A 25,297-nucleotide genomic window follows, 5' to 3' on the forward strand; every position below is an offset into this window, starting at 1 on the left:
CTAAATGTTCACGCGCAGTTTATCAACCCCAAAAATAGAAATCTTTTTTTCCAATTGATGAACTGCGCGCTCCGATCCTACGAAATCAGTACAGGCTTGTATAGTTCGAGGTTTTTGAGGACTTCCCCGGTACCTTTTACTACGGCCTTCAACGGATCGTCGGCGATGTGTACGGGCAGCTTGGTTTTCTGGGCGATACGTCTGTCGAGGCCGTGGATCAATGCGCCGCCACCTGTAAGGTAAATACCGTTCTTGAAAATGTCGGCAGAAAGCTCGGGTGGAGAAATTTCGAGGGCTTTCATCACACCCTCCTCAATTTTGGAGATCGATTTATCGAGAGAATAAGCGATTTCGCTGTAAGTGACGCGGATTTCCTTTGGAATACCGGTCATAAGGTCGCGGCCGCGGATCTGGTAGTCGTCCAATGGGATTTCCAGCTCCGGAGAAGCCGAACCGATCGCCATTTTGATCAATTCCGCAGAACGCTCACCGATCAGCAGGTTGTGTTCGCGGCGCATATAGTCGACGATATCGCGCGTGAAAACGTCGCCTGCAATACGTACCGACTGCTCGCAGACGATACCCGACAATGCGATTACCGCGATTTCGGTAGTACCGCCGCCAATATCGACGATCATTACCCCGTTTGGCTGCGTAATATCGATACCGATACCGATCGCCGCTGCGATAGGCTCGTGTACCATGTAGACTTCCTTCGCACCGGCGTGCTCGCAGGAGTCTTTTACCGCACGTTTTTCAACCTCGGTAATTCCCGAAGGAATACAAACCACCATGCGGTGAGAAGGAGTGAAGAAACGGCTGCCGGTGTCGATCATTTTGATCATCCCGCGGATCATCATTTCGGCCGCGGTAAAGTCGGCGATCACCCCGTCTTTGAGCGGACGGATTGTTTTTATATTCTCGTTCGTCTTTTCATGCATTTGCATTGCCGTATGGCCAATCGCCAGCACTTTGCCGGTGGTTTTGTCCATGGCAATGATCGACGGCTCATCAACAACAACAGTATCTTTATGGATGATTAAAGTATTGGCAGTACCTAAATCGATCGCTATATCGCTCGTCAAAAAATCAAACAATCCCATATATATTTTTAAAAACTTTTGCTCCCTTTGATTTCAGGATGGCAAAATTACAGATTATTAACCACAAACAAAGGCATTTAAAAAATTTCGGTATGCGGTATCCGAAGGGCGTAAAACTAGTTGCAAAGGGCTTTCCGATAGGCCTTCCAGGCGGGTTCCGAGCGGCTTTCCAAGCGGTTTTAAAATCATGGAATTTGTAATTCCTGCGTACATTTGTTTTCACTATGGGAATCAGATCAGTTTTAAGCAGGCCGCTGGCCCGTTACATTGTCAAGCAGCAACAGGAATGGATCGCGAGAAGTGTTGAGGTCCAGGAAAAATGGAGGTCGGAGCTGGTAAAGAAGGCCGCTGACACGCAGTTTGGAAAAGACCATTTTTTCAGAGACATTCATAGCTATTCCGATTTCAGGGAAGCCGTTCCAGTGTATGATTATGAAGATCTGAAACCTTACGTGGAGAAAATAAAATCCGGGGAAAGTGATATTTTGTGGCCGGGTAAGCCACTTTATTTTGCCAAAACATCGGGAACTACTTCGGGTACCAAATACATCCCGATTTCCAAAGATTCCATCTCCAATCACATCGACTCGGCGCGTAATGCCATTTTGACGTATATTGAAGAGACTCAAAAAGCTGATTTTCTGGATAATAAGCTGATTTTCCTCTCTGGTAGCCCGATACTGACAGATACTGGCGGGGTACTGACAGGCCGCCTGTCAGGCATTTCCAACCACCATGTGCCGGGCTACCTGCGCTCGAACCAGCTGCCGAGTTACGAAACGAATTGCATCGAAGACTGGGAAACCAAGCTCGACAAGATCATCGACGAAACGCTCGACCAGCGGATGTCGCTCATCTCGGGCATTCCGCCGTGGGTTCAAATGTATTTCGACCGCATTATCGAGCGGACAGGCAAGAAAATCAAAGATGTGTTCCCTGACTTCTCACTGTTCATTTATGGCGGGGTAAACTTCGAGCCTTACCGAGCCAAATTGTTCGAGTCCATCGGCAAGCGCATCGATTCAATTGAGCTGTACCCGGCTTCCGAAGGATTCCTCGCTTACCAGGACAAGCAGAATGACGAAGGCCTCCTGCTTTTGCTCGATACCGGCATTTTCTTCGAATTTATTCCCGTAGAAAACTATTTCGATGAGAATCCGCGCCGATTATCCATCGGTGAAGTGGAAGTAGGCAAAAATTATGCGGTAATAGTCAATAATAATGCGGGACTGTGGGGTTACTCGCTCGGCGATACCGTCAAGTTTGTCTCGATTGACCCCTACAAAGTACTGGTAACGGGCCGGATCAAGCATTTCATTTCCGCATTCGGCGAGCACGTGATCGGCGAGGAGATTGAAAAAGCATTGAAATACGCATTGGAAAGGCATCCTGAAACAGAAGTGATCGAATTGACCGTCGCGCCGATGGTAAATTCGACGGATGGCGGCCTTCCCTATCACGAATGGCTCGTGGAATTTGCTAGGAGGCCGAATGACATGGAGCAATTCGCGAACGATCTCGACCGCAGACTAACGGAGCTCAACATTTATTACAAAGACCTGATCACCGGAAGTATCCTGCGCCGGCTTGAACTCACGCCGCTGCGCAAGAACTCTTTCATCGACTACATGCGCGCCAATGGAAAGCTCGGTGGCCAGAATAAGGTGCCGCGCCTTTCCAACGACCGCAAAATCGCCGACGAACTGACCCGGCTGAACCAAAATTGACCGAACCTAACAGTGAGAATGCAATGAAAAAAAGAGTAGCCATTTTAGGTTCGACCGGTTCCATCGGTACCCAGGCCCTCGAAGTGATCGCGGCGCATCCGGGAATTTTCTCGGTTACCGTGCTAACCGCCGGCGGCAATGCGGATCTGCTCATCGAGCAAGCGGTGAAATTCAAGCCGGAGGAGGTTGTTATTTGCAATGAAGCGCATTATGAAAGGGTCAAAGCCGCCCTTTTTCCTTTCAATATCAAAGTTTACAGCAGCGCATCCGCGTTGGTTTCAGTCGTGGAATCGGACCATGTGGATGTGGTACTGACCGCTATGGTGGGTTATGCCGGCCTTCTGCCGACCATTCACGCCATCAAAGCGGGGAAAGACATTGCATTAGCCAACAAAGAAACGCTGGTAGTGGCCGGTGAAGTAATTACGGCCCTGGCAAAACAACATAATGTCAGTATTTACCCCGTCGATTCGGAGCATTCGGCCATTTTCCAATGCCTCACGGGAGAACAGGACAATGCGATTGAAAAAATCATACTGACCGCATCGGGCGGACCGTTCCGCGGCAAAGACCGTGCATTCCTCGCGCACGTAACGAAGGCGCAGGCGCTCAAACACCCGAACTGGAGCATGGGCGCGAAGATCACGATCGACTCCGCGACGCTGATGAACAAGGGCCTGGAAGTGATCGAGGCGAAATGGCTTTTCGATTTGAAGGCTTCACAAATAGAGGTGATTGTGCATCCGCAGAGCATCGTGCATTCGCTCGTGCAGTTTGAGGACGGCAGTATCAAAGCACAAATGGGGCTACCTGATATGAAATTGCCCATTCAATATGCCCTTAATTATCCGCAAAGGCTTAAATCGGATTTCCCTCGGTTCAATTTTATGGATTACCCGACGCTGACTTTCGAGAAGCCTGATCTGCAGACCTTCCGTAACCTGGCGATCGCATATGAAGCCTTGGAAAAAGGCGGAAATGCGGCTTGCATCGTCAATGCGGCTAATGAAATTGCCGTTGACGCATTCCTGCACGATAAGATAGGTTTTCTGGATATTTCGGACGTTATTGTCGAGAGCCTTGCCAAAATCGCGTTTGTCGGGAATCCTTCGATTGAGGATTATGTTCAGACGAACGAGGCGACAAGGCGTTTTGCTTCTGAAATGATACAGGTTAAAGTCTAAATGAAAACCACCTTTTTGAAATACCTGTCTGTTGCGCTTGCCAGTACATTGAAATTCTTCGGAGGGCCGATTGCGGGGGTTGTGCTTAAACTAACCTGGATAGAAACCGCCCTGTGCTCGGCTGTGGGCATGATGTTCACGGTGTTCGTGCTCACGTACGTAGGGGGCGCGATCCGTAACCTCATTCAGAAGTACCGTAAAACGCCGCCCAAAAAATTCACCAAAACCAACCGCATTGCCGTCAACATCTGGCGCAAGTTCGGGATTGTAGGCATTGCGTTCCTTACGCCGCCACTATTCACGCCGCTTTTCGGGCCTATTCTGGCCGTCGCATTCCGCGTGCCCAAGGGTTCGATATTCCTGTGGATGTCGGCCAGCGCGCTCGTGTGGGGCCTCGCAATTTCTTACATCGCGCACAAAATGACGTTTATCCAGGAGTGGATTAAATAAGTTGTATTACCTGCTGACTTCCTTTTTAGGAGCAGCGGTTTTCTTCATAAAGTCGCCTTGCGAGAAGTATTTTTCGATGAGGCAGTACATCAATATAAAGAAGTACCGGCTACCCATTTCCTTGATTTTCAGCTTCGATTCGCCGTATTTCCGGTTTGTCCAGCTATTAGGGACCACGGCGTAGTTATAGCCACGGACAATGGCTTTGAGAGGTAGTTCAATGGTCAAATTGAAGTGAGGGGCCAGAAAAGGCTTGATACCTTCGATGGTTTCGCGCTTGTAGAGCTTGAATGCATTGGTCGTATCGTTGTATTTAATACCCATTACCATGCGTACAATGGCATTCGCTACCCGGTTGATCACCTTTTTCAATACGGGATAGTCGATCACCTTGCCGCCTTTTTCCCAACGAGAGCCGAAAACACAATCGTAATCGCCTTCCAGCATTTTGTAATAGAACTTCACGAGATCTTCGGGATCGTCGGACATATCGGCCATGAAAACCGCTACGCAATCGCCTTTGAAGCGTTCAAGCCCGTAACGTACCGCATAACCAAAGCCATTGGGGCCTGGATTGGTGTAATAAACCAGTGTGGGAATTTGAAGGGAAAGCTCGTCCAGTACACGCAATGTCCCGTCCTTCGAATTGTCGTTGGTGACGCAGATTTCGTGGGGTATATTGTACTTATTTAATGTATTGTGTAAAGATACAAGCGTGTGAGTGATCGATTCTTCTTCGTTATATGCTGGTATTACGACGCTTAGCTTCATAAATGTGTTATGTGTTAAACAGTACAAATTAAAGATTATTAATTCGAACTGCCAATTTTTTCAAGGCTGGCAAGGAGCTCATCATAGCGCTGCAGGGTCTTGTTGACTGTCGAATTATAGCGCCCGTCAAGCCATTTACCCACGTTTTCAAACATCTCCTTTCTGTTTTGTAAAAACTTAAAATTGGTGTGTGCATGTACATTGCTCAGGCCTGCGCTGTGCTTGCGATACACGCCCATGACCTCATTTAGATAACCGATTTTACCTTTTGCAGCCAACTGGAACATAATCGCCCAGTCGCCTGCTGCGGCCCTGGCGTGCCATTCGGCAAAATCTTCGGTGAGGAAATGGTTACGGTAAACCCAGCTGGCCGTAGCCATAAACCATTTGTCTTCCAGCAGATCTTCGATGGTAGAAACGGCTTTCTGATCGGGCGCATTGAAAAAATGCGAGGGAGAACCGTCTTCGTAAATGACTTCCATATTGTGATGACATACGGCGAAATCAGGGTTCTGATCAAGGAAATCGACCTGTTTTTGCAGTTTTAACGGGTCAGTCCAGTAATCATCGCCTTCGCACATCGCTACGTATTCGCCCCGGCAGGCTTTCAGCAATTGCAGCACATTATTTCTTCCGGCAAACTCACGAGGTTCTTTGGGCCCCTGGTTTTCGGAATGCAGAAAAGCCCGGATAATGCCGGGCCTTTCTGCGTCATATTTACGGATAATCTCCGGCGTCGCGTCGGTCGAAGCATCATCCCCGATCACAATTTCAAAGTTGAAGCTGGTTTGCTGCATGAATGCACCTGCCAGCATTTGACCAATGTATTGCTCGTGGTTGTACGTCGGTACGCAAACGGAAAGTTTCATTCGGATTTTAGCTAAAAACCTCTTTCAGCTGCTCCACCGTCGGGAAGTTCGGGGTTACGAGCTCTGTTTCAGGTTTGTAAATGTACGCCATCGGGTAGCCGCGCTCGATGAAGGTCGGTTCGTCGAGGTTGTTGTAACGCAGCTGCACCGACCAGCGGATGTTGTTCGTAATGTTATTGCCCGATTGGTGGATCAGGAATGCGGAGAAAATCAGGATATCGCCGACTTTGAATTCTGTTTGGATAAAATCTTCATCCTTTAATTCAACGGTAATACCTCCCTGATAACCGGAAGTGGAAGACGCCTGCAAGCCGATCTTATGACTGCCCGGAATTACCTGCAATGCGCCGATATCCGCGCCGGCATCGACCATCGGGAACCAGATCACCGCGCTGTCGAGCGAGCCCTGGCCCGTGCGCCAGTCCTGGTGCGCGTCGAGTTTCCAGTGTTTGCTGCCGTCTTTCGACAAAAAGCGGCTGTTGAACTGCATGGCAGCCCTTGCACCGATAATTGGGGAGGATAGGCCGACTTCTTTCAACAAATTTTCAATAACCGGGTCCACGCCGAGCCGGTGCAGCGAGAAGGAATGCTGTACGGTTTTACCAGTGCTCACAAATCCGTCGAAATCCTTTTCGAAAAACTCGAACATCGCATTCTCGAAAGTATCGCGGTCGTCGATATCGACGGTTTTGCCGGTTACGCGTTTGATCTGCGTCGCAAATATTTTGCGGGCTTCGGTGTATATTTCATTAATAACGCCCTTATCGAGGTAGTTTCTCAAAAGGACATAACCATCGCGGTTGAACTGCTCCTGAAGTGTACTCATTGTGCGATCACGTTTGTGACATTTAATGGTGATTTCTTCAAAATTATCTCGCCATTGTTGTTGAGGTTATGACTAGCCTCAGTTTGATTCAGAATATTAATCTTCCCAAACCGCATAGCCAAAGCCGGCCGCACCGAAGCCATTACCATTATAAAGCAGGTAACGCTTGCCATTGTGCTGGTAGAAATTGGCGTAATCGATCATTTCGTAGTCGAAATCTTCCGGGTTGTCGGATTTTGCGATGCCTACTAAATGGTCTTTGCGCTCCCAGGTCGTACCATCGGCAGACTCGGCGTAGCCCAGGCGGTAGCTCTGGTTGCGGTCGGTACGATAGTCGCGGGAGTGGCGGTAGGAGTAGTACATTTTGTAAATGCCGTCTTCCTTAAACACGCTTGGCCGGCCTACCGCATGCAGGAAATCGTCGAAATCCAATGTCGGAATGTCGCTGATCTCCCAGTGGATCCCGTCTTTGGAAGTAGCCGATTGTGCGCGGTAGTAAGGCTCGGGATAATCGTGGATCATCTCGCATTTGTGGCCCGAAATGTACCACATCCGCCAGGTACCGTCATCGTCGATGAGAACCGAAGGCTGCGCGGCCCAGAGCGGGTTTTGAATGCTGCGGTCCATAATCGGCCCGCGGAACATCTTTTTGAAAGTCAGACCTCCATCGTGGCTTACCGAGAGCCCCATGGAAAGCCGGTAGGAGTTCCAGGTACGGTTCCAGCCGGTGTAGTAAAGCCAGATGTCACCGTTCGGCCGGTCCACAAACCAGGCTGGCATAGCGCCGGTTTCGTCGTATTCACCCGGGCCGCCGAGTTCGAGCACAGGCTTGTCGTGTACGTAGAGGATCTTTTTGGGGTCGTCGTAATCTACATCGATGAACGTCGGCCGCGACTGTGTGCTCGAATCCCTCGTCGAGAAATAGATCCTCAGAAAATCCTTGTGTTTATAAGCAAATGGCACCTGCGCATGGCTCTGACTGTGCGCCAGACTGCCGTCAGGTTTATAAATAACTCCTTTTTTAACCCACATTGGAACGTTGAATTTTTGGTATTGAGTAATGGCGTAATGCTCAGTCGACTGCCTTTTCAGCCCGCAGGCGCCAGTTATCAACGAAATCTTTACCCGGGATCGGCAGATCGATATCCACTTCCGGGGCCTTCGCGGTTACGCGGTATTCCATTACATAAAATGCATTACCAAACACATAATGCAGCTTAAAGTTCTCGATATTGGCCGGAACATCTTCAAGCGGCACCTCGGCACGGAACAGCGGATTCGCTTTCAGCAAAGTAGCGTAAGTAGGGGCGTTCCGAAGCCACGGGGCCACGCTTTCATCACCTACTACCACTTTTCCACCCGGTTTCACCACGCGGGTCAGCTCGTCGAATGCACGTTTGCGCTCCGAGAAAGTGTTAATGCCGCCGAAATGGAACACGGCGTCGAAAGTATCGTCCGGGAATGGCAGGTAAGAGCCATTTCCGAGGAAGTAATGCACGTTCAAATCGTCGGTAACGAGTTTTTCCTGTGCGAGTTTCAGCATGTTAGGCGAAAGATCGGAAAGAACAGCCGTACCGCCGGGTCTTACTTTATCGAGAATCAATGCAGAATCCTTACCGGTTCCGGCGCCTACTTCGAGGGCTTTCATACCGGGTTTCAGCTCCATCAGATCGATGAAAAAGCGGCGGGTAGCGGCTTCGTCGGAATGGTTCAGGGTTTCGAAAACCCAGGAAACGCCGCGGTCGTAGCGAAGGAAAGCCTGGTCGTACAGATATTGTTCGCGGGCATCTTCGGGAAGCAATTCTTTGGGATACAGCATGTTGACAATGCCTGTATCGCCTACTTCATAAACTGTGCCGTCTTCGCTTTTGAGAGATTTGCCGTCTTCGGCTATGGTTAAAGGGGTTCCTGTGCGTGGACAAACCAATGATTCTAAAAACTCCTGTTGATTCATTTTTTGCGTGTCTGATTGATTCATATCTGGTCAAAATTACCCTTTTTCTTTGGAACACCAGCCAATGCCGGCCGCGTTCTTAGCAAATGGGCTATGTGTTTTTGGTTGTATGGTAACGATACCACGCCATTTTTTTATTATTACCTTTGAATGTTTTGTAAAGACAACCCGTAGTACTTCCATATCATGTCCCAGCTTCAGGAAAAAATCAAAGCGCTTGCCAAGGATCAGTCGCAAGACATCATTGCTCACCGCCATCATTTGCATAGTAACCCCGAGTTATCATTTGAAGAGTTCAAAACGGCGAAATACGTTGCATCGGAACTCACAGCAATTGGTCTTCAACCCGAAGAAGGCATTGCCGGAACGGGCGTGGTAGCGATCATCGAAGGACGTAACCCGGGCAAGAAAATCGTCGGCCTGCGTGCCGATATGGACGCATTGCCGATTCTCGAAGCGAATGACGTTCCCTATAAATCAAAGGTCCCGGGCGTGATGCACGCATGCGGGCACGACGTGCACACGTCGTCGCTCCTGGGCACGGCGCGTATCCTGCATACGTTGCGCGAGGAGTTTGAAGGGACTATTAAATTGGTATTCCAACCGGCTGAGGAAAAAGCACCGGGCGGGGCTTCCCTGATGATCAAAGAAGGTGTGCTCGAAAATCCACGCCCTGCCAGCATGGTAGGCCAGCACGTGGCACCGAATATTCCGGTGGGTAAAATCGGTTTCCGCGAAGGCATGTACATGGCCAGCACGGACGAATTATATTTGACCGTAAAAGGCAAAGGCGGCCACGCAGCGGCACCCCATCAGCTGGTAGACCCTGTACTGATGGCTTCGCACATTATCGTAGCATTGCAGCAGATTATCAGTCGTAACCGTAACCCGGCAAACCCGTCGGTATTGTCATTCGGCCGGTTTATTGCCGATGGCGTTACGAATGTGATTCCAAACGAAGTGACTATCCAGGGAACATGGCGCTGCATGGACGAGGAATGGCGTGAGGACGGCCTGCGCCGCATGAAGAAAATGGCCGAAAGCATCGCCGAAGGTATGGGCGGAAGCTGCGAATTTGAGATCGTGAAAGGTTATCCATTCCTGAAAAACCATCCTGAGCTTACACGCCGTACCAGAACAGCCGCAGTAGGCTACATGGGTGCGGAGAATGTCATCGACCTTGATCTCTGGATGGCCGGCGAAGATTTTGCATTCTATTCACAGGTAGTCGATTCCTGCTTCTATCGCCTCGGAACGCGCAATGAGGCACGCGGAATCATTTCCGGCGTGCACACACCTACATTCGATATCGACGAAAGCGCGCTCGAGATTTCGACCGGCCTTATGAGTTGGCTGGCAATTTCTGAGCTGAATGCTTAGGGATATACCTTTTGAAATAGCTGTTGAGTTTCAAAGTGATCACACCAAAGATGGCTTCCTTGAAAATGCCTTTCGACATTTTTGAGGCGCCTTTGGTGCGGTCGGTGAAGATGATAGGCACCTCTGTTATGCTGAAACCGTATTTCCAGGAGTTGAACTTCATCTCGATCTGGAATGCGTAGCCGATGAAACGGATGTTGTCGAGATTGATCGTGTTCAGAACTTTGGCCGTGTAGCAAATGAAGCCGGCCGTTGGGTCCATAATCGGCATCCCGGTGATCATCCGCACGTAATACCCTGCAAAATAGGACATCAGCACGCGGTTAATAGGCCAGTTCACCACATTTACCCCCGTAATATACCGCGAACCGACAGCTACATCGTGGCCTTCGTTCGCACATGCATTATAGAGGCGTACCAGGTCCTCGGGCGGATGCGAGAAGTCGGCGTCCATTTCAAAAATATAGTTATACCCTTTTTCGAGCGCCCATTTGAAGCCGTGGATGTAAGCGGTACCCAGGCCTAGTTTTCCCTTTCTTTCTACGAGGTGAAGTCCCGAAAATTCCTTCATTAACTCCTTGACAACCCCCGCGGTGCCGTCCGGCGACCCGTCGTCTATGATCAACAGATCAAACGGATGATTCAGGCTAAAAACCTTCCGGATGATGGCTTCAACATTTTCAAGTTCGTTGTAGGTAGGGATAACTACAATGCAATCGTTCACAGAAATTGTCCAGTTTAGAAGTTAAATGCGTAGTATAGAGCGCGATACGAAATTTTCAGAGCTTAATATTATTACTTTTCTCCCGATCCTCAATTTTCTTGTTCACTTTTTCGTAAATGGTGGTCATGCGTTCGGGATGGCTCATGTAGTAAGCGTAGCTTTCGCGATAGGCCGTGGTATCAACTTTGTGTTTTTTCCAGATATCACTTTTCAAACGGTTGAAAATCATGAGCGACGAATCGAGCGATTTCAGCTGTAAACGGTTCACGCGCGACTCTGCCAGGTGGATGTCGGTCAGAATGGTGGCCATTTTTTCCTCAGATAATGTCCCTTTCGGCGGCGTTTCGTCTTCGGAACAGGCCGAAAACAGGAGCATAAAAAGGGTCAGGAGGCTTATAACGGTCGTGAATTTCATCGCAGGGCGTAGCTTACTATCAAAATACCTATCTTTGTTTTAGGTACACCAGACGACAAAGGTGGTAATTTTTTTGCAAAACTTATGTTTGAGCAGTTTCTGGGGAAGTTGAGGAAGTATGAAATCCGGATGCGGAAAGCGGTGACCAGCGAGCGTCACGGCAACTTTCATTCGGTGTTCAAAGGGTCCGGCCTGGAATTCGACGACCTGCGCTTGTACCAGTACGGCGACGACGTGCGGGCGATCGACTGGAACACCTCTGCGAAAGGTCACGGCACATTTGTCAAGATTTTCAAAGAGGATAAGGAGCAAACGGCCTTCTTCATGCTCGACGTGAGCGCATCGCAGCAGGTAGGGGAGATCAAGAAGCTCAAAATCGATATTGCGAAAGAAATATGCGGGGTGCTCACGCTCTCGGCCATTCAGGGGGCGAGCCGCGTCGGCTTGCTATGCTTTTCGGACCGTAACGAGCGGTACATTCGCCCTTCGGACGGCATGAAGCATGGTTACGGCCTCATTTCGGAACTTTACAAACTCGTTCCCGAATCGACCAAGACCAATATCGCCGAGGCCATTCTCGTTGCATTGAATGTGCTACGCCGTCGCAGCCTGATATTCCTGATCTCGGATTTTATCGACAACAATTACCAGCACAACCTCAAAGCCCTCGCCCGCAAACACGATCTTATTGTGATCCATTTGTATGATTCGAGGGAGGTGAATTTGCCGGGGCTGGGCATTATCCCGCTTTACGACGCCGAGAAGAAGACCACCGTGTGGGTAAATACCTCTTCGCGCCAGTACCGTGAGGAAATGGCCAATCGCTTCGGAAAAAGAAGTGCCGAGCTCCAACGGTTGTGCCATCAGAACCGCGCCGACTATATTTCCATCAATACCCAAGAGGATTATGTGCCGGCGCTGATCCATTTGTTTAAGGTGAGGCGTTATACCAAAAGTACGGCACCATCCAATGGCTAGGGTTTTTCAGGTATTCTTTTTGGTAGCAACAGGCTTTTTGCTGTGTTTCTCGGGCATCGCAAGAGACGCACGCAAACAGCGGATTACACCTAAAGGTGTTTTCCAGACCGATAGCGTGGAAGTGGGCAAGCCCGTTTATTTCTCCCTTAGCGTACGCCACAGTCCTGAATCCGAGATTTTCTTTCCGGACAGCACCTATGATTTCTCGCCTTTTGAACTGGTATCTCAAAGGATTTTCGTGTCCAGCACCGACGCACGCGGCACGCTCGATAGTGCGGTTTATCACCTCGTTTCTTTTGACGTATCGAAGGTCCAAAAGCTGCGATTACCTGTCTTTGTATTCCAGAAGAAGGATTGCACGGCCGTTTTCACCACTTCCGACTCCGTTCTGCTCGTTAAAAGCAACAATATTGATCTCAGTAAAAAAAACGTATTGAAAGAAGAAACAACGCTGGCCGCGCTGAGCCGGGAGTTCAATTTTTCGATGCTGATCGGCTCCGTCGCGTTGATTATCGGTGTGGTAGGAAGCATTTACTGGGTTTTCGGGCGCGATATTTACAAGCAATGGCAGTTGCTCAAATTGCAGCGCCGGCATCTCGAATACGTTCGCTCGTTCAACCGCCTCATGCGCAGTGCACGAGAGAAGGGCAATATCAAGGACGCCGAAAAGGCTATTATCATTTGGAAAAACTACCTGGAAAGGTTAGAGAAAAAGCCGTTTGCGACTTATACCACAAGAGAAATCATTGATAATATGCCCGACGACGAACTGGCCGATGCATTGAAAAACATGGACAGTATCGTGTACGGGCAAAGCCGGTCAGGCAATATGGATAAACACCTGGAAGTGCTCAAAACAGGTGCCACGCGTTTGTACCGGGCGAAAAGGAAGTTTATACTCGACAGCCCCGTCGTATAATCGGGTATTGAATGGAAAACTGGTTTTCACTGGAATGGTTTGGATACAGCACGCTGAGGTCGTACGAATGGGTGTATCCCTATTTCCTCTATTTGCTGCCGCTGGTTCCTTTTCTATTTTGGTTGAGGAATGCATTGCATCGCAAGCACAAGCAGCGGCTCACGATTACCTACACGTCGGTCACAGGCTTCCGCAGCTGGCTCACTTTGCTGCGGTTTGTACAACCGGTTTGCGTGGGCTTTGCGATATGCCTCATTTTGGTGGCATTGGCACGGCCGCAGGTAGTTTCGGAGCGGAGAGACCAGTATTCAGAAGGTATTGACATTGTGCTTCTGCTGGATATTTCGGATTCGATGATCGAAAAGGACCTGAGTCCCAATCGCCTCGAAGCTGCCAAAAGAATGGCGAGGCAGTTTATCAAAGGCAGGTTGCAGGACCGAATCGGGCTTATTGTCTTCGCAGGGGAAGCCGTATCGCTCTGTCCGCTCACTACCGATTACGAATTACTGTACGGTTTTCTCGACGAGGTCAATCCGAGCCTCATTCCCACTCCCGGGACGGCGATCGGCAGTGCGTTGGCGGTGGCTGTGAACAGGATGCGTGACACACCGGGGGAGAGCAAGGTGGCGATCCTGATCAGTGACGGTGATAATACATCCGGTAACCTCGGCCCGACGACTTCGGCTCAGCTCGCCAATGCATTTGGCGTGAAGGTTTATACAATTTCAGTGGGGCGACCCAAAAAAATGTCGAAAGCAGACACCACAGCTCATGCAGGAGCATTAATGGATGAAGGCGAGCTGCAAAATATTGCGGGAATCGGTAACGGGAAGTATTTTCGTGCTACCGATAATACGACGCTGGAAACGGTTTTTAAACAGATTGACCAGCTCGAAAAGGTAAAGTCGCGTGACGTGCTGTCGCGCGATGTGAAGGATTACTATCGCGTTTACCTCTATTGGGCAGTTACGTTGCTGTTGGTGGCGATCGGGACGAAGAGTACATTTATGGCCAATATTCTGGAAGATTAATGCTGAAAGCTTATTACAATATCGACGCCGTCGAGGCAGGGCTGGACGAAGTGGGGAGGGGCTGCCTGGCAGGACCGGTAGTGGCCGCGGCGGTGATTTTGCCGCGCGATTATAAGCATTCATTTCTCAACGATTCCAAGCAGCTCACCAAAGCGCAGCGTTTGGAACTGGAAAAGGAAATCATCCGCGAGTCGGTCTCCTGGGCGGTGGCGGAGGTAGATAATGTTGAAATTGATAAAATCAATATCCTGAAGGCGAGTTTCCTGGCTATGCACCGGGCGGTAGACAAGCTAAGGGTGCGTCCCGAGCATTTACTCGTTGATGGTAACCGCTTCACGCCTTATCCGATGATCCCGCATACCTGTATTATCAAAGGCGATGCGCATTACCTGTCGATCGCGGCAGCGTCAGTTTTAGCAAAAAATTACCGGGATGAGCTGATGGCCAACCTTTCCCGGCAATTTCCGCATTATGGTTGGGAGCAAAATGTAGGCTACCCGACCGTCCATCACCGCAAAGCGATCGTGCTGCACGGCCCATGTTCCTATCACCGGATGACGTTCAAACTGATTAAGGAAGAAGGTGATCAATCGGTAGAGGAAACCGAAGATTTAGGCTTCTTGTAAAGCGGCACCGTGCTGCAAGGCTCTCCGAACATCAGGCTTTGGACAACGGGTTTCAGCAATTTGCTCACTGCCACATAGGCTGAGACAGGCACATTTACCTTGCTGCAACCTTTTACTACCACGCGTTTTCCTGCAAATTCTTCCACATTCAGTTTGCTGATTGCGTCGGCGAAGAGCTTGTCTTCCAATGCGTTCAAATCCCCGAAAACAAATGCATTTGCATAAGGTTCGAGCTGTACGGCGAGGAGCATGTATGCCCATGTAGGCACAATGGCGTCCTCGGAGCAGATAATCGCCACATTTTTGCCCTGGTACTGCGTCCAGTCATGGCTTTTAAGAAAGTCGCGGAAATCCTTTTCGCGCAGGATCATTCCCTGCCAGAGGTTGTTCTTGATATCGTAAACAATGCGTTCGCCAGGATGGTAAAGCTCTTCAAGATCCAGTGAGATAATGCCGCTGGTAGCAACCCGGTTTACTATTTCGTCAGTTTCCATGCTAAAAATCCATTTACAAAAGGCTAACACCAAAATGCGGCCGATTGTTTGGCAAATTTTCTAAAATCCGTTGTTCACTGCACCAATGTGCTGGCCTTGCGAGGCGCGGGCGACATGAAATCTTTCAGGTAATAGGGTTCAAAGGACGCCACATCCTCGAACCGGCCGTTTTGGAATGCAATCGCACCCAACTGTCCGACGGTACGTGCCGACGGCTTAATGTCTTCGGCAGGAAAAATCGCATGAGGGTGTTTTTCCAGGAGTGGCTTGCATTTGGCAGCGCCGTCTCCGAAGAATACGATCTTGTGGTTTGTCAGCAGGTCCTGAAATGAAGTTTCATTCATAATCACTGCCTGAGTTTCCTGGACAAATGCAGTGTTTTCATCCAGAACTGCCGCGTAAACCTCCATTCGGCGTGCGTCGATCATCGGGCAAAACAAATGTCCCGGGTAGAATGGCGCGAGCTGTAATGCCATCGCCTGCAAGGTATTGACGGCGATCAGCGGCTTATCGAGCGCGTAGCACAGGCCTTTTGCCGTGGATACGCCCACGCGCAGGCCCGTGTATGAGCCGGGGCCCTTGGCGACCGCGATCGCGTCGATGTCCTGAAGTTCGAACCCCGCGTGCGTCACGCTGTCGCGCATGAGCGTGGTGAGCATGGCGGACGAGGATTTGTCCGTGAAAAGATCATAGGCTGCCAGCAAGCCGGTGTCGTTGTGGACGGCTACTGAACATCCGCGGATTGAGGTGTCGATACTGAGTAAGCGCATATAAAAACAAAAAGCCCGCCGCGAGCGACGGGCCGGATGGTATTACTTCTTTTTCAAAATCTGGCTGTAACGGGCCGGGTCTTTGAAGAGCGCCAGCGCAGCTTTTACTTCGGGATCTTCATTGAAAGATGCTTCCCGCATGCCTTTTTCCAGATAGTAATGCTTGATGATCTCTTCTTCAAGGATCTTTTTGATCTCCGGCTTGAAGATTTGCAAGTCATTATCCTTGCTGTGTGACAGCTTCGATTTCAATGCTTTCAATTGATCTTCAATAACTTCTAATGATTTTTCCTTTTTGGCAGAAGCTTCCAGGTCTTTCAGATCGCGTTCTACCTGGGTAGTATAATCGTACTCCTTGTCGCCCAGCCATTTGGTGAATGCGGCGTAATCGGCGTCGGTCAGGTGGAATTCCTTCGCGGGTTTAATGGTCGGGTGTTCGAAATGGTATTTCACCGCATAGTCAAAAAACAACCGGTTGCGGCCCAGTGAAACGGCCAATGGCGAGAAGGTTTCTTTTTCCGTAATGATATCAGGCAAGATACCGCCGCCATCGAACACCACACGGCCATTTTTCGTCTTAAATTCCGTCATGAGCGAATCGGGGATCTTGCCTACGCTGCCATCGTCGTTGCGGTGGCTGTAATCGATCGCCTGAATACACCGGCCGCTTGGAATGTAGTATTTGGCGGTGGTGATCTTCATTTTGGTATTGAACGAAAGGTCGCGCGTGGTTTGCACGAGGCCTTTTCCGTACGTCCTCTGGCCGATCAGCACGCCGCGGTCGTAATCCTGAATGACGCCCGAAACGATTTCTGCTGCCGAAGCACTGCGGTTATTGGTCAACACCACAACAGGTATTTCGGTATCCAGCGCCGGGTTGTAAGCCGTGTAGGTTTTGTTCCATTCGCTCACTTTTCCCTTGGTCGAAACTATTTCCTCGCCTTTCGGAATAAATATATTCGAAATCTCGATCGCCATATTCAGTAATCCGCCCGGGTTATCGCGCAGGTCCAGTACGACCGATTTCATGCCCTTGCCTTTCAGCTCCTGGAATGCATTACGCACTTCCCTGGAAGCGGTTGCGGTGAAATCCTTCAAATCAATATAACCTACTTCTTCGTTCAGCATACCGTAATAGGGCACGTTGGTCACCTTCACAATGTCGCGATTGAGCGTGATTTCGAGCGGTTTGGTAATGCCGTAACGTTTTACGGTGAGTTTAACGGCAGTTTGGGTCTGGCCTTTCAGCAGTTTGCCGGTATCGAAATCTTCGCGTGTCGAAAGGTCGATGTCGTTGATTTTCGTGATCTCGTCTCCGAGCTGCAAGCCCGCTTTTTGTGCCGGGGTATCTTCGTACACCATCATCACCGTATGCTTGCCGTCCGCAGAGTTGACCATCGCCCCAATGCCGTTGTATTTGCCGGTGGTCATGGTCATATAATCCTCGATATCGTCCTCGGCATAATATACGGTGTACGGATCGAGGGAACGGAGCATATTGTCGATGCTCGTTTTGATTAACTGATTAGGGTTGATCTCATCGACATAATACGCATTCAATTCCTTGAAAAGCGTGGCATAGATATCCAGATTTCGCGCGATTTCGAAAAGGCGGTCGTCCTGACGGAACGAAACGAATGCCAGCCCGCCTACGACAGGAGCGGCCAGCAAGATGGAACGAAGATACTTTTTCATCTATGTTCAGGAATTGGATTGTTCTTTGAGAAAGGCGGGCGGCAGCTTTTCAAGCTTTTTGAGCGACTGCTTCATAGCCGTTTCAATAACGTCGTACGAGGTTATTTCTTTTGCAAGATACAAAAAAGCAATGTAGGAAGGGCGCGTTTGGGCGGGTAATGCCACGAGCGCAGATTTGTGCAGCCGGTAGGTTTCACGGCAGCGTCGGCGGATCAGATTGCGGTCAACCGCTTTCTTAAAATTCCTTTTGGAAATAGAGAAAAGTACTTGCGGAAGAGGGGAGGGGGTTTCGGGGGCGTAGATATACAGCACCCTGAATGGATAAAGGTAGAACGTTTGAACCTCCGGACTGCCTTTTTTGAAAAGCCTGCCTATGATACGGAGGTTACGCAACCGCTCGTTCTTACCAAATTTCTGTTTCAAGTTCTTGTAGAAAAAAATGTCTGATAAGTTCGTGGTTTTCAAACTTATCAGACCTATGAATGACTATGCGTCCTCTACTGAACCTTCAAGCACTAATTATTGCTTGTGACGTTTTTCGTCAGAAACAGTCAGTTTCCAACGGCCTTTTTTACGACGGCCAGCAACTACTTTGCGTCCGTTTGCCGTGGACATTCTCTCACGGAATCCGTGCTTGTTTCTCCTCTTGCGATTCGATGGTTGAAAGGTACGTTTCATCTCAGTATCAAATTATTGCGATATAAATCTCTGTCTACCCGTAATTTTGGCTTGCAAAGGTAGATAAAAAAATCAATCAAGTCAAAATTTCTGTATTTTTTTCAGAAATAGTCTGTTAGTACGGCTGTTTGCAATGAATTTCCTCCCCCCAAACGGTACGGAAATCAGTATGAGCATAAACCCGGCGCCGGTCATTGTGTCGTTTACACAGAGAATACGACCATGCACATTTATATGCGCGGAATGTTGACCGTGGCAGGAATGCAAGAAGGAAATTGTTAGGAATGAGAAGGGTGAGGCAACAAATGCCGGAATGGGAATCCTGGAAGCGGAACTGGTCTAGGCCGACATCAGATTATAGGCCGAATAGTTTTTGGTAAACGATTCGCGTACGTCTTCGATCTGATGTGTCAGAAGCCAGGTCCTAAAGCGGATGGCGTCCTCTGCCTCGTGGTGAACAATACGTCCTTCCGACAGCAGAAGCGTAAAAGTTTTGTGTGTTTGCAGAAAGCGGCGAATTTGCGCTGCACTATGCTCGAAGCCGGAGAAATAAGGGTTTGTCATAATCATATTCGCATGGCGTCATGAATAAATCATCGGCAAGGTACAAAAATGTAGGTGTTATTTTATAATAATGTAGAATAAATTTATATTCTACCCTTAATTTCTTCAAAAGTAACGGAAAAGCTGTAAAATAATATGTCACCGATGATAAATAATTTTTTCATGTGAGCATTTGTTTCTCCGGCAAAAGGATTGATATTGACAAGGATACGCCCAATTCAGAACGTTAGCTATTGTAGCTGTTCATCAGAACGGCTCTCGTCGAACACCACATGAAATTCGCAGACGTTGTAGTTGTCTACAAAAGGTTTGTTTCCAAAGATTTCAACCTTATCCGGTAAAGTGTCGTCCGCACATAGCTCAAGAGATTATCGAGGAAATTGGTCATTTGCACAAGGCTTTGCTCCAACCCATTGCCCACCTCGTTCAACATTTCGCGCTGGCCCATTTCATTGAGCTTGGAATTTGCCGTGATGCCTGCGTAAAATCCCGCATCATCGCGTGCGATAGATTTGATACTGTTGTGGGGTAGCCCGGTTTCGGCGGTATAATGCGAAAGCCGGTAATGATCGGATTTGAATGCGATTCCCTGCGCTTTGGCAGTGGGGAGCAGATAGCTTAAAGAAAAGACCATGCGCAGCAGTTGCTGTGCAAGGGGGGGGCGCCGTTGAGAAATTTCAGGCTGAAATTGCGGCTCATCAATTTTATATTGTGCAGAGATGCTGCCAAAATCCTATCCGCTCCACAAGTTTCGGGATTGATCCAAAGTAGTGCAAATAAAAGTCACAAACACGAAAAAGCCACCTTCTTTCGAAAGTGGCTTTGGCCTAGTAGCGGGAGCTGGACTCGAACCAGCGACCTTTGGGTTATGAGCCCAACGAGCTACCAACTGCTCCATCCCGCGGTGTCGTTGAATTGGAGTGCAAACATACAACAAATGTTTTACAGAAAACAATTATTTTTGTGAAAACTTTTTAAAAAAGTTTGCCTCTAACGTTCTGATATCAATTTTATGAGTTCATATTCAGTCGCTTCCGGTTTCGGATGGCGCATTCATCAGGTGCTGCTGATCAGGCTGCTTGGCATCATGGTCCTGTTTACAGTTTGCCGGATTCTCTTTTATTTTTTCAATCAATCGTTTTTTCCGGACGTTTCCCTGGCTTTGGCGCCGCGTTTATTTCTCGGCGGGCTGCGCTTCGACCTCGTGGCGGTGCTCTACACGAATATCCTCTATGTGTTCCTGACGCTCATTCCCGTCACATTCAAGTACCGACCGACGTTTCAAAAATTTCTGGACTACCTTTTTATTATCACCAACAGCATAGCCCTGCTTGCCAACTGCGCTGATTTCATTTACTACCGCTTTACGATCAAAAGGAGCACGTGGTCGGTTTTGGAGGAATTTTCGCACGAAAACAATATGCACAAGCTGTTCGGCGGCTTTCTGGTGAATTATTGGTACGTGGCGCTGGTATGGGCGTTGCTTGTGGTGGCGGTGGTATACCTCACGCGACGCTGGCGTGTAGGTCTCAAACCCGTACGCCCGGCCTGGCAGATATTTCTCGTTCACAGTGTATTGATGACCGGCGCGGTTTTCCTTTTTATTGGGGGTGTGAAGGGAGGCTTCCGGCACAGCACCCGCCCGATCACGCTGAGCAATGCAGGTGAATACGTCGATAAACCGAAAGAAATGTTCATTGTCCTGAACACGCCATTCTGCATTTTCAAGACCTTGAAACGCTCCGATTACCAGCGGGCGAACTTCTTTAAGTCGGAGCAGGAAATGAATGCGGTTTACTCGCCGATCCATTATCCCGACCCTAATGCGCCGGCATTCCGGCCGAAAAACGTCGTGATACTGATCTGGGAGAGTTTTGGAAAGGAAATGGTGGGGACGTTCAATCGGGATTTGGAAAACGGTACCTATAAAGGTTATACCCCGTTTATAGACTCGCTTATGCAGCACAGCAAGGTGCATTGGTATTCGTTTGCCAATGGTGCGAAGTCGATAGAGGCCATTCCGTCGGTGCTTACGAGCATTCCGGGCATTATGGAGCCATTTATACTGACGCGCTACACCGATAACAAGCTCCCCAGCCTGCCCCAAATGCTGCAAGAGAAGGGTTACCACACCTCGTTCTTCCACGGTGCACCGAATGGCTCAATGGGTTTCAAGGCATTTACCAATTTGATTGGTATTAAAGATTATTATGGTAAAACCGAATACAATAATGACGCCGACTATGACGGAATCTGGGGAATTTGGGACGAGGAGTTCCTGCAATTCTGGTGCAAAAAGCTGGGTACTTTTCAGCAGCCGTTCATGAGTACACTGTTCACAGTGTCGTCGCACGACCCGTACAAGGTACCCGCGCGCTACCAGGGCAAGTTTCCAAAAGGCCCGCTGCCGATCTACGAAACAATGGGTTATACCGACCATGCATTACGTAAGTTCTTCGACTCTGCCAAAACTAAACCATGGTTTAAGAATACATTATTTGTGATCACGGCCGATCATTCGGCCACATTTGCTCATTACCCTCAGTACCAGACCTCGGTAGGAAATTTCTCTATCCCGATTCTGTTCTACGCGCCGGGCGACGCCTCGCCCGGCGAAGAAATGCCGGATGAAGGATCTCCAAGTGGCGTGGGTATAAAAAGCGTCGTTTCGCCGGGTACTGACAGCACCCGGCTCGTTCAGCAAATCGACATTATGCCCTCCATTCTGGGTTATTTATATTATGATAAACCCTATTTTGGTTTTGGAAAAAACGTCTTCGGGAACCCTCCGCTCAACTTCGCTGTCAACTATGATGGCGTCTATCAATGGTTCAATGGGCCATATGTTTTGCAATTTGATGGCCGGAAAACCGTAGGTTTGTATAAATATCAGGAAGACAAGCTTTTGAAAAATAACCTTGCAGGACGCATTCCGGAGGTTCAAGGGCCTATGGAATTGCAGGTGAAGGCATTTATCCAGCAATATTCTAACCGGATGCTGGACGACCGGCTGACGGTAACACCCTAGGTGCCCCATTTTTGGGAAGCTGAAAAAAGTGAAGAAGTAATTTTTATGGAAGAAAAAGCCGAAAATAATACCGAGTTGCGTAACCACCGGGCTGGTTTTGTGAGCATCATCGGAAAGCCCAATGTCGGGAAATCGACGCTGATGAACGTGCTCGTGGGTGAAAGAATGTCGATCATCACCTCCAAGGCGCAGACGACACGCCACCGCATTATCGGGATTCTGAATGGAAAGCACGAGGATATTCCATTCCAGCTCGTGTACTCGGATACGCCCGGGGTGATTAAGCCGTCATACAAACTACACGATTCGATGATGACCTTCGTGAAAGGCTCATTGGAAGATGCCGATGTGGTGCTTTTTGTCGTGGAAATAGGCGAGAAAGCCGCCGAGCATGAGGTATTGCCGCTGCTGAAACGCACCGAAGCACCGGTGGTGCTCGTACTGAACAAAATCGACCTCTCGAACGACGAGGAAGTGAAAGCGAAAATGGCCGAATGGGAGAATGAAATCCATCCGGCAGCCATTGTACCGATCTCCGCATTGGAGAAGGCGAATATAGGTACATTGTTCGACGCCGTGGTGACCCGCTTGCCATTCCACCCGCCTTACTTCGACGAGGATGAACTAACCGACAAGCCGGAGCGTTTCTTTGCTTCGGAAATCATCCGCGAAAAGATCTTCTTGAATTACCGCCAGGAAATTCCATACAGCTCCGAAGTAGTAATCACTGAATTTAAGGACAAGGACGACATCATTGTGATCCGCGCAGAAATTCTGGTCGAACGCAAAAGCCAGAAAGGGATCATTATTGGTGAAAAAGGGGAAATGCTGAAAAAAGTCGGTACACAGGCCCGTCAGGACCTCGAAGATTTCTTTGGCAAAAAAGTTTTCCTCGAACAGCACGTAAAAGTAGAACCGGATTGGAGAAGCAAGGAAAATAAGCTTCGCCAGCTGGGTTATCAGGAATAAATTTTAAATAAAACGAATGAAGAGCGGGTGCCAGGCCGGCTCGGATCATACTAATAGTAAGAAAATGGCAAATGTAATATCGATTGTTGGTCGTCCGAACGTGGGCAAATCCACTTTGTTCAACCGCCTCACCGAAAGCCGGAAGGCCATCATGGACAACCAGAGCGGCGTAACCCGCGACAGGCATTATGGTTACGGCGAATGGACCGACCAATATTTCACGGTGATCGACACGGGCGGGTATGTGGTAGGTTCGGAAGATATTTTCGAAGGCGCGATCCGCGACCAGGTGGAACTCGCGATCGAGGAATCGACCGTGGTATTATTTATGGTGGACACGATGACCGGTCTCACCGATCTTGACAAAGACTTCGCAAATGTACTTCGCCGCTTCAATAAGCCGGTTTACCTCGTAGCCAATAAGGCCGAAACAACTGAGCGCTACCAATCGGCGGGTGAATTTTATGAATTAGGTTTGGGAGATGAAATTTTTGCGATTTCAGCCCAAACGGGCTTCGGTACAGGTGAGTTGCTCGACAAAGTAGTGACGCATTTCGAAACCGCAGGCATCGAAAACCCGGAGGAAGGTATTCCGCGCATCGCGATCATGGGACGCCCGAATGTAGGTAAATCGTCGTTCCTGAACGTACTCACCGGCACCGACCGCAGTATCGTGACCAACATCGCGGGCACCACGCGCGACGCGATCCATACGCATTATAATGCATTCGGGATGGAATTTATCCTCACCGACACCGCCGGTATCCGCCGCAAATCGCGCGTGAAAGAAGATATCGAGTTCTACTCGACGCTCCGTTCGATGAAGGCGATGGAAGAGTCCGATGTCTGTATTGTGCTCCTCGACGCCACGCTCGGTTTAGAAGGTCAGGATCTGAACATCATCGGTCAGGCGGACAAGGCGAAAAAAGGCATTGTGATCATGGTCAACAAGTGGGATTTGATCGAAAAGGATTCCAAAACGGCCGATCAATATAAGAAAGCATTACTGGAAAAGCTTGCTCCGATGAACTACATGCCGATTATCTTCGCATCGGTTGTTGAGAAGCAACGCATTCACCAGGTAATGGAGAAAGCGATGGAAGTTTATCAAAATAAAACCAAGAAAATCTCGACTTCGAAACTGAACGAAGTAATGCAGGCGGAGATCGAGAAATATCCGCCACCGGCGCACCGCGGGAAGTATATTAATATCAAATACATGATCCAGCTGCCGACGCCGTCGCCGACGTTCGTGTTTTTCAGCAGCCATCCCAAACACGTGAAAGAGCCATATTTACGCTATCTCGAAAACCGTTTGCGCGAAAACTTCGATTTTTCGGGTGTACCGATCACGATATTCTTTCGCGAGAAGTAGGAAGAAATGTTATCAGCAAAGAAGCGCCGATAGGATTTTCCCTGTCGGCGCTTTCGCAATTTATCCGTAACCAGCTACTGTTCAGCGGGAAATTTCTACGGTTCGTCTTTTTTAGAAAATCTCGAGCAACCTTTTATATTACTTTTACATCTGTTATCCGGCCAGCCATGGTACTTTGAGAGAATCCTGAAAAATTTTCGAAAAAAATGTTAAAAACAAGGTACTATGTATTGCAAGATACCTAATGAAACATATATATTTGTAAGGTCAATTAGTTACACATAATTCCATCCGAATTCTTAACGATTGCATACAAGCCATGAAAACACTCAGAATCTTAATATTACTCACGATAATCAGCCTGCAAGCCAGCGCAACAGGTTATGTGCACAACATGTTCGTAGCGCACAGAAAATTGCAGTCAGGCAAGGAATGTGTAACGGAAAAAGCGATTGTAAGAAAGGCTAAACCTGCTTTGAAGGCAAAAGCACCCGTGCAGATGAAGCACGCCGGGCTGATCAAAAATACCAGCGCGAGTGCGCCAGCTTCTCAAATCATTACACTGAATGCCCGCATCCTGGAAGAAGGACCGGCAGCATTATTTGAGAATGAGCCCGAAGAAAACGAAGGCGAATCAATGGTAAGCAAGCTGGTAGGCGCGGTGAAATGTGTAATCTTCACCTTTATCCCCAGGTTGGCCCATTCGTAAGCGATACTGTTATTTATGAAAGCAAAAAGCTGCGGGAGTCGATCTCGCAGCTTTTTGT

General features: G+C 48.9%; 27 protein-coding genes and 1 tRNA gene. 12 read left to right on the plus strand and 16 right to left on the minus strand.

Annotated features, from left to right (window positions below; genetic code table 11):
- Positions 1-77: 77 nt before the first annotated feature.
- Positions 78-1,103: a rod shape-determining protein gene (locus AC2YIT_RS21450; protein WP_019946014.1), complete on the minus strand. Its 1,026-nt coding sequence runs from the start codon at positions 1,101-1,103 to the stop codon at positions 78-80.
- 224 nt (positions 1,104-1,327) lie between these two features.
- Here AC2YIT_RS21450 and AC2YIT_RS21455 point away from each other — a divergent pair, with 224 nt between their 5' ends.
- From AC2YIT_RS21455 to AC2YIT_RS21465, 3 genes are read left to right on the plus strand one after another with little or no spacing between them, the layout of a single operon-like run.
- The gene (locus AC2YIT_RS21455; RefSeq protein WP_430850606.1) at positions 1,328-2,830 is read left to right on the plus strand and encodes a GH3 auxin-responsive promoter family protein; all 1,503 of its coding nucleotides are present in this window, start codon (positions 1,328-1,330) and stop codon (positions 2,828-2,830) included.
- Positions 2,831-2,853: 23 nt separating this feature from the next.
- Complete coding sequence (locus tag AC2YIT_RS21460; RefSeq protein WP_430850608.1) at positions 2,854-4,014, plus strand: 1-deoxy-D-xylulose-5-phosphate reductoisomerase; 1,161 nt, start codon at positions 2,854-2,856, stop codon at positions 4,012-4,014.
- Positions 4,015-4,464, plus strand: coding sequence for a hypothetical protein (locus tag AC2YIT_RS21465; RefSeq protein ID WP_309992505.1), 450 nt, complete (start codon positions 4,015-4,017; stop codon positions 4,462-4,464).
- Between the two features lie 6 nt (positions 4,465-4,470).
- Here the strand turns inward: AC2YIT_RS21465 and AC2YIT_RS21470 are convergent, their stop codons facing one another.
- From AC2YIT_RS21470 to AC2YIT_RS21490, 5 genes are all read right to left on the minus strand, one after another.
- Positions 4,471-5,235: a glycosyltransferase family 2 protein gene (locus tag AC2YIT_RS21470; RefSeq protein ID WP_430850610.1), complete on the minus strand. Its 765-nt coding sequence runs from the start codon at positions 5,233-5,235 to the stop codon at positions 4,471-4,473.
- Positions 5,236-5,273: 38 nt separating this feature from the next.
- A complete protein-coding gene (locus AC2YIT_RS21475; RefSeq protein WP_487280554.1) occupies positions 5,274-6,104 on the minus strand; it encodes a glycosyltransferase family 2 protein in 831 nt (276 codons plus the stop codon).
- Positions 6,105-6,111: 7 nt separating this feature from the next.
- Entirely contained in the window at positions 6,112-6,930 is an 819-nt protein-coding gene (locus AC2YIT_RS21480) for a phytanoyl-CoA dioxygenase family protein (protein ID WP_430850618.1), read from the minus strand.
- Positions 6,931-7,026: 96 nt separating this feature from the next.
- Positions 7,027-7,962 (minus strand): glycoside hydrolase family protein, encoded by a 936-nt coding sequence (locus AC2YIT_RS21485; protein WP_487280555.1) that lies wholly within the window; start codon positions 7,960-7,962, stop codon positions 7,027-7,029.
- A gap of 40 nt (positions 7,963-8,002) precedes the next feature.
- Positions 8,003-8,908, minus strand: coding sequence for a class I SAM-dependent methyltransferase (locus AC2YIT_RS21490; protein ID WP_487280556.1), 906 nt, complete (start codon positions 8,906-8,908; stop codon positions 8,003-8,005).
- A 162-nt stretch (positions 8,909-9,070) separates the two neighbouring features.
- Here AC2YIT_RS21490 and AC2YIT_RS21495 point away from each other — a divergent pair, with 162 nt between their 5' ends.
- The gene (locus tag AC2YIT_RS21495) at positions 9,071-10,264 is read left to right on the plus strand and encodes a M20 metallopeptidase family protein (RefSeq protein WP_430850624.1); all 1,194 of its coding nucleotides are present in this window, start codon (positions 9,071-9,073) and stop codon (positions 10,262-10,264) included.
- On the opposite strand, the gene AC2YIT_RS21500 is transcribed toward AC2YIT_RS21495, so the two are convergent.
- Positions 10,227-10,988 carry a polyprenol monophosphomannose synthase gene (locus AC2YIT_RS21500; protein WP_223406224.1) on the minus strand — a complete coding sequence of 254 codons (762 nt, stop codon included), beginning with the start codon at positions 10,986-10,988 and terminating at the stop codon, positions 10,227-10,229. The two genes, AC2YIT_RS21495 and AC2YIT_RS21500, sit on opposite strands and share 38 nt — an antisense overlap.
- A 55-nt stretch (positions 10,989-11,043) precedes the next feature.
- The gene (locus tag AC2YIT_RS21505; RefSeq protein WP_430850626.1) at positions 11,044-11,403 is read right to left on the minus strand and encodes a DUF4296 domain-containing protein; all 360 of its coding nucleotides are present in this window, start codon (positions 11,401-11,403) and stop codon (positions 11,044-11,046) included.
- Positions 11,404-11,487: 84 nt separating this feature from the next.
- On the opposite strand from AC2YIT_RS21505, the gene AC2YIT_RS21510 reads away from it, so the two are divergent.
- The 4 genes from AC2YIT_RS21510 to rnhB are packed head-to-tail and all read left to right on the plus strand — an operon-like array spanning position 11,488 to position 14,957.
- Positions 11,488-12,381 carry a DUF58 domain-containing protein gene (locus tag AC2YIT_RS21510; protein WP_487280557.1) on the plus strand — a complete coding sequence of 298 codons (894 nt, stop codon included), beginning with the start codon at positions 11,488-11,490 and terminating at the stop codon, positions 12,379-12,381.
- Positions 12,374-13,300, plus strand: a complete 927-nt coding sequence (locus AC2YIT_RS21515) for a hypothetical protein (protein WP_487280558.1) — start codon at positions 12,374-12,376, stop codon at positions 13,298-13,300. Before AC2YIT_RS21510 ends, AC2YIT_RS21515 begins: the two co-directional genes overlap by 8 nt.
- 11 nt (positions 13,301-13,311) lie before the next feature.
- Positions 13,312-14,331 carry a VWA domain-containing protein gene (locus AC2YIT_RS21520; RefSeq protein ID WP_430850633.1) on the plus strand — a complete coding sequence of 340 codons (1,020 nt, stop codon included), beginning with the start codon at positions 13,312-13,314 and terminating at the stop codon, positions 14,329-14,331.
- Positions 14,331-14,957, plus strand: coding sequence for a ribonuclease HII (rnhB, locus tag AC2YIT_RS21525; RefSeq protein WP_430850635.1), 627 nt, complete (start codon positions 14,331-14,333; stop codon positions 14,955-14,957). The genes AC2YIT_RS21520 and rnhB overlap by 1 nt, the downstream gene beginning before the upstream one ends.
- On the opposite strand, the gene AC2YIT_RS21530 is transcribed toward rnhB, so the two are convergent.
- The 8 genes from AC2YIT_RS21530 to AC2YIT_RS21565 form a co-directional block, all read right to left on the minus strand.
- On the minus strand, positions 14,918-15,451 hold the full coding sequence (locus AC2YIT_RS21530) for a DUF2480 family protein (protein WP_487280559.1): 534 nt from the start codon (positions 15,449-15,451) through the stop codon (positions 14,918-14,920). The genes rnhB and AC2YIT_RS21530 overlap by 40 nt on opposite strands.
- Positions 15,452-15,525: 74 nt before the next feature.
- Positions 15,526-16,221, minus strand: a complete 696-nt coding sequence (tsaB, locus tag AC2YIT_RS21535; RefSeq protein ID WP_430850639.1) for a tRNA (adenosine(37)-N6)-threonylcarbamoyltransferase complex dimerization subunit type 1 TsaB — start codon at positions 16,219-16,221, stop codon at positions 15,526-15,528.
- A 42-nt stretch (positions 16,222-16,263) separates the two neighbouring features.
- Complete coding sequence (locus tag AC2YIT_RS21540; protein WP_430850641.1) at positions 16,264-17,916, minus strand: S41 family peptidase; 1,653 nt, start codon at positions 17,914-17,916, stop codon at positions 16,264-16,266.
- A 6-nt stretch (positions 17,917-17,922) separates the two neighbouring features.
- Complete coding sequence (locus AC2YIT_RS21545; RefSeq protein ID WP_487280560.1) at positions 17,923-18,339, minus strand: ribonuclease P protein component; 417 nt, start codon at positions 18,337-18,339, stop codon at positions 17,923-17,925.
- Between the two features lie 96 nt (positions 18,340-18,435).
- Complete coding sequence (gene rpmH / locus AC2YIT_RS21550) at positions 18,436-18,594, minus strand: 50S ribosomal protein L34 (RefSeq protein ID WP_015813300.1); 159 nt, start codon at positions 18,592-18,594, stop codon at positions 18,436-18,438.
- A 339-nt stretch (positions 18,595-18,933) separates the two neighbouring features.
- A complete protein-coding gene (locus AC2YIT_RS21555; protein WP_430850646.1) occupies positions 18,934-19,158 on the minus strand; it encodes a hypothetical protein in 225 nt (74 codons plus the stop codon).
- Positions 19,159-19,456: 298 nt separating this feature from the next.
- On the minus strand, positions 19,457-19,792 hold the full coding sequence (locus AC2YIT_RS21560; protein ID WP_487280561.1) for a hypothetical protein: 336 nt from the start codon (positions 19,790-19,792) through the stop codon (positions 19,457-19,459).
- Positions 19,793-19,989: 197 nt separating this feature from the next.
- A tRNA-Met gene (locus tag AC2YIT_RS21565) sits at positions 19,990-20,062 on the minus strand.
- A gap of 108 nt (positions 20,063-20,170) precedes the next feature.
- Between AC2YIT_RS21565 and AC2YIT_RS21570 the strand changes: the two genes are divergently transcribed.
- From AC2YIT_RS21570 to AC2YIT_RS21585, 4 genes are all read left to right on the plus strand, one after another.
- Positions 20,171-22,186: an LTA synthase family protein gene (locus AC2YIT_RS21570; RefSeq protein ID WP_487280562.1), complete on the plus strand. Its 2,016-nt coding sequence runs from the start codon at positions 20,171-20,173 to the stop codon at positions 22,184-22,186.
- A gap of 45 nt (positions 22,187-22,231) precedes the next feature.
- Complete coding sequence (era, locus tag AC2YIT_RS21575; protein WP_430850652.1) at positions 22,232-23,155, plus strand: GTPase Era; 924 nt, start codon at positions 22,232-22,234, stop codon at positions 23,153-23,155.
- Positions 23,156-23,219: 64 nt separating this feature from the next.
- On the plus strand, positions 23,220-24,530 hold the full coding sequence (gene der / locus AC2YIT_RS21580; RefSeq protein ID WP_430850654.1) for a ribosome biogenesis GTPase Der: 1,311 nt from the start codon (positions 23,220-23,222) through the stop codon (positions 24,528-24,530).
- Positions 24,531-24,849: 319 nt separating this feature from the next.
- Positions 24,850-25,239, plus strand: coding sequence for a hypothetical protein (locus tag AC2YIT_RS21585; protein WP_430850656.1), 390 nt, complete (start codon positions 24,850-24,852; stop codon positions 25,237-25,239).
- Positions 25,240-25,297 lie beyond the last annotated feature (58 nt).

This window comes from Dyadobacter sp. SRI_021, assembly GCF_057586235.1.

Coding starts and splice junctions, on each gene's coding strand:
- AC2YIT_RS21450 (WP_019946014.1), bottom strand. CDS start 1,103: ATGGGATTGTTTGATTTTTTGACGAGCGATATAGCGATCGATTTAGGT.
- era (WP_430850652.1), top strand. CDS start 22,232: ATGGAAGAAAAAGCCGAAAATAATACCGAGTTGCGTAACCACCGGGCT.
- AC2YIT_RS21520 (WP_430850633.1), top strand. CDS start 13,312: ATGGAAAACTGGTTTTCACTGGAATGGTTTGGATACAGCACGCTGAGG.
- AC2YIT_RS21470 (WP_430850610.1), bottom strand. CDS start 5,235: ATGAAGCTAAGCGTCGTAATACCAGCATATAACGAAGAAGAATCGATC.
- AC2YIT_RS21540 (WP_430850641.1), bottom strand. CDS start 17,916: ATGAAAAAGTATCTTCGTTCCATCTTGCTGGCCGCTCCTGTCGTAGGC.
- AC2YIT_RS21475 (WP_487280554.1), bottom strand. CDS start 6,104: ATGAAACTTTCCGTTTGCGTACCGACGTACAACCACGAGCAATACATT.
- AC2YIT_RS21585 (WP_430850656.1), top strand. CDS start 24,850: ATGAAAACACTCAGAATCTTAATATTACTCACGATAATCAGCCTGCAA.
- AC2YIT_RS21490 (WP_487280556.1), bottom strand. CDS start 8,908: ATGAATCAATCAGACACGCAAAAAATGAATCAACAGGAGTTTTTAGAA.
- rnhB (WP_430850635.1), top strand. CDS start 14,331: ATGCTGAAAGCTTATTACAATATCGACGCCGTCGAGGCAGGGCTGGAC.
- AC2YIT_RS21505 (WP_430850626.1), bottom strand. CDS start 11,403: ATGAAATTCACGACCGTTATAAGCCTCCTGACCCTTTTTATGCTCCTG.
- AC2YIT_RS21530 (WP_487280559.1), bottom strand. CDS start 15,451: ATGGAAACTGACGAAATAGTAAACCGGGTTGCTACCAGCGGCATTATC.
- AC2YIT_RS21460 (WP_430850608.1), top strand. CDS start 2,854: ATGAAAAAAAGAGTAGCCATTTTAGGTTCGACCGGTTCCATCGGTACC.
- der (WP_430850654.1), top strand. CDS start 23,220: ATGGCAAATGTAATATCGATTGTTGGTCGTCCGAACGTGGGCAAATCC.
- AC2YIT_RS21510 (WP_487280557.1), top strand. CDS start 11,488: ATGTTTGAGCAGTTTCTGGGGAAGTTGAGGAAGTATGAAATCCGGATG.
- AC2YIT_RS21515 (WP_487280558.1), top strand. CDS start 12,374: ATGGCTAGGGTTTTTCAGGTATTCTTTTTGGTAGCAACAGGCTTTTTG.
- AC2YIT_RS21480 (WP_430850618.1), bottom strand. CDS start 6,930: ATGAGTACACTTCAGGAGCAGTTCAACCGCGATGGTTATGTCCTTTTG.
- AC2YIT_RS21560 (WP_487280561.1), bottom strand. CDS start 19,792: ATGGTCTTTTCTTTAAGCTATCTGCTCCCCACTGCCAAAGCGCAGGGA.
- AC2YIT_RS21485 (WP_487280555.1), bottom strand. CDS start 7,962: ATGTGGGTTAAAAAAGGAGTTATTTATAAACCTGACGGCAGTCTGGCG.
- AC2YIT_RS21465 (WP_309992505.1), top strand. CDS start 4,015: ATGAAAACCACCTTTTTGAAATACCTGTCTGTTGCGCTTGCCAGTACA.
- tsaB (WP_430850639.1), bottom strand. CDS start 16,221: ATGCGCTTACTCAGTATCGACACCTCAATCCGCGGATGTTCAGTAGCC.
- AC2YIT_RS21495 (WP_430850624.1), top strand. CDS start 9,071: ATGTCCCAGCTTCAGGAAAAAATCAAAGCGCTTGCCAAGGATCAGTCG.
- rpmH (WP_015813300.1), bottom strand. CDS start 18,594: ATGAAACGTACCTTTCAACCATCGAATCGCAAGAGGAGAAACAAGCAC.
- AC2YIT_RS21455 (WP_430850606.1), top strand. CDS start 1,328: ATGGGAATCAGATCAGTTTTAAGCAGGCCGCTGGCCCGTTACATTGTC.
- AC2YIT_RS21555 (WP_430850646.1), bottom strand. CDS start 19,158: ATGACAAACCCTTATTTCTCCGGCTTCGAGCATAGTGCAGCGCAAATT.
- AC2YIT_RS21570 (WP_487280562.1), top strand. CDS start 20,171: ATGAGTTCATATTCAGTCGCTTCCGGTTTCGGATGGCGCATTCATCAG.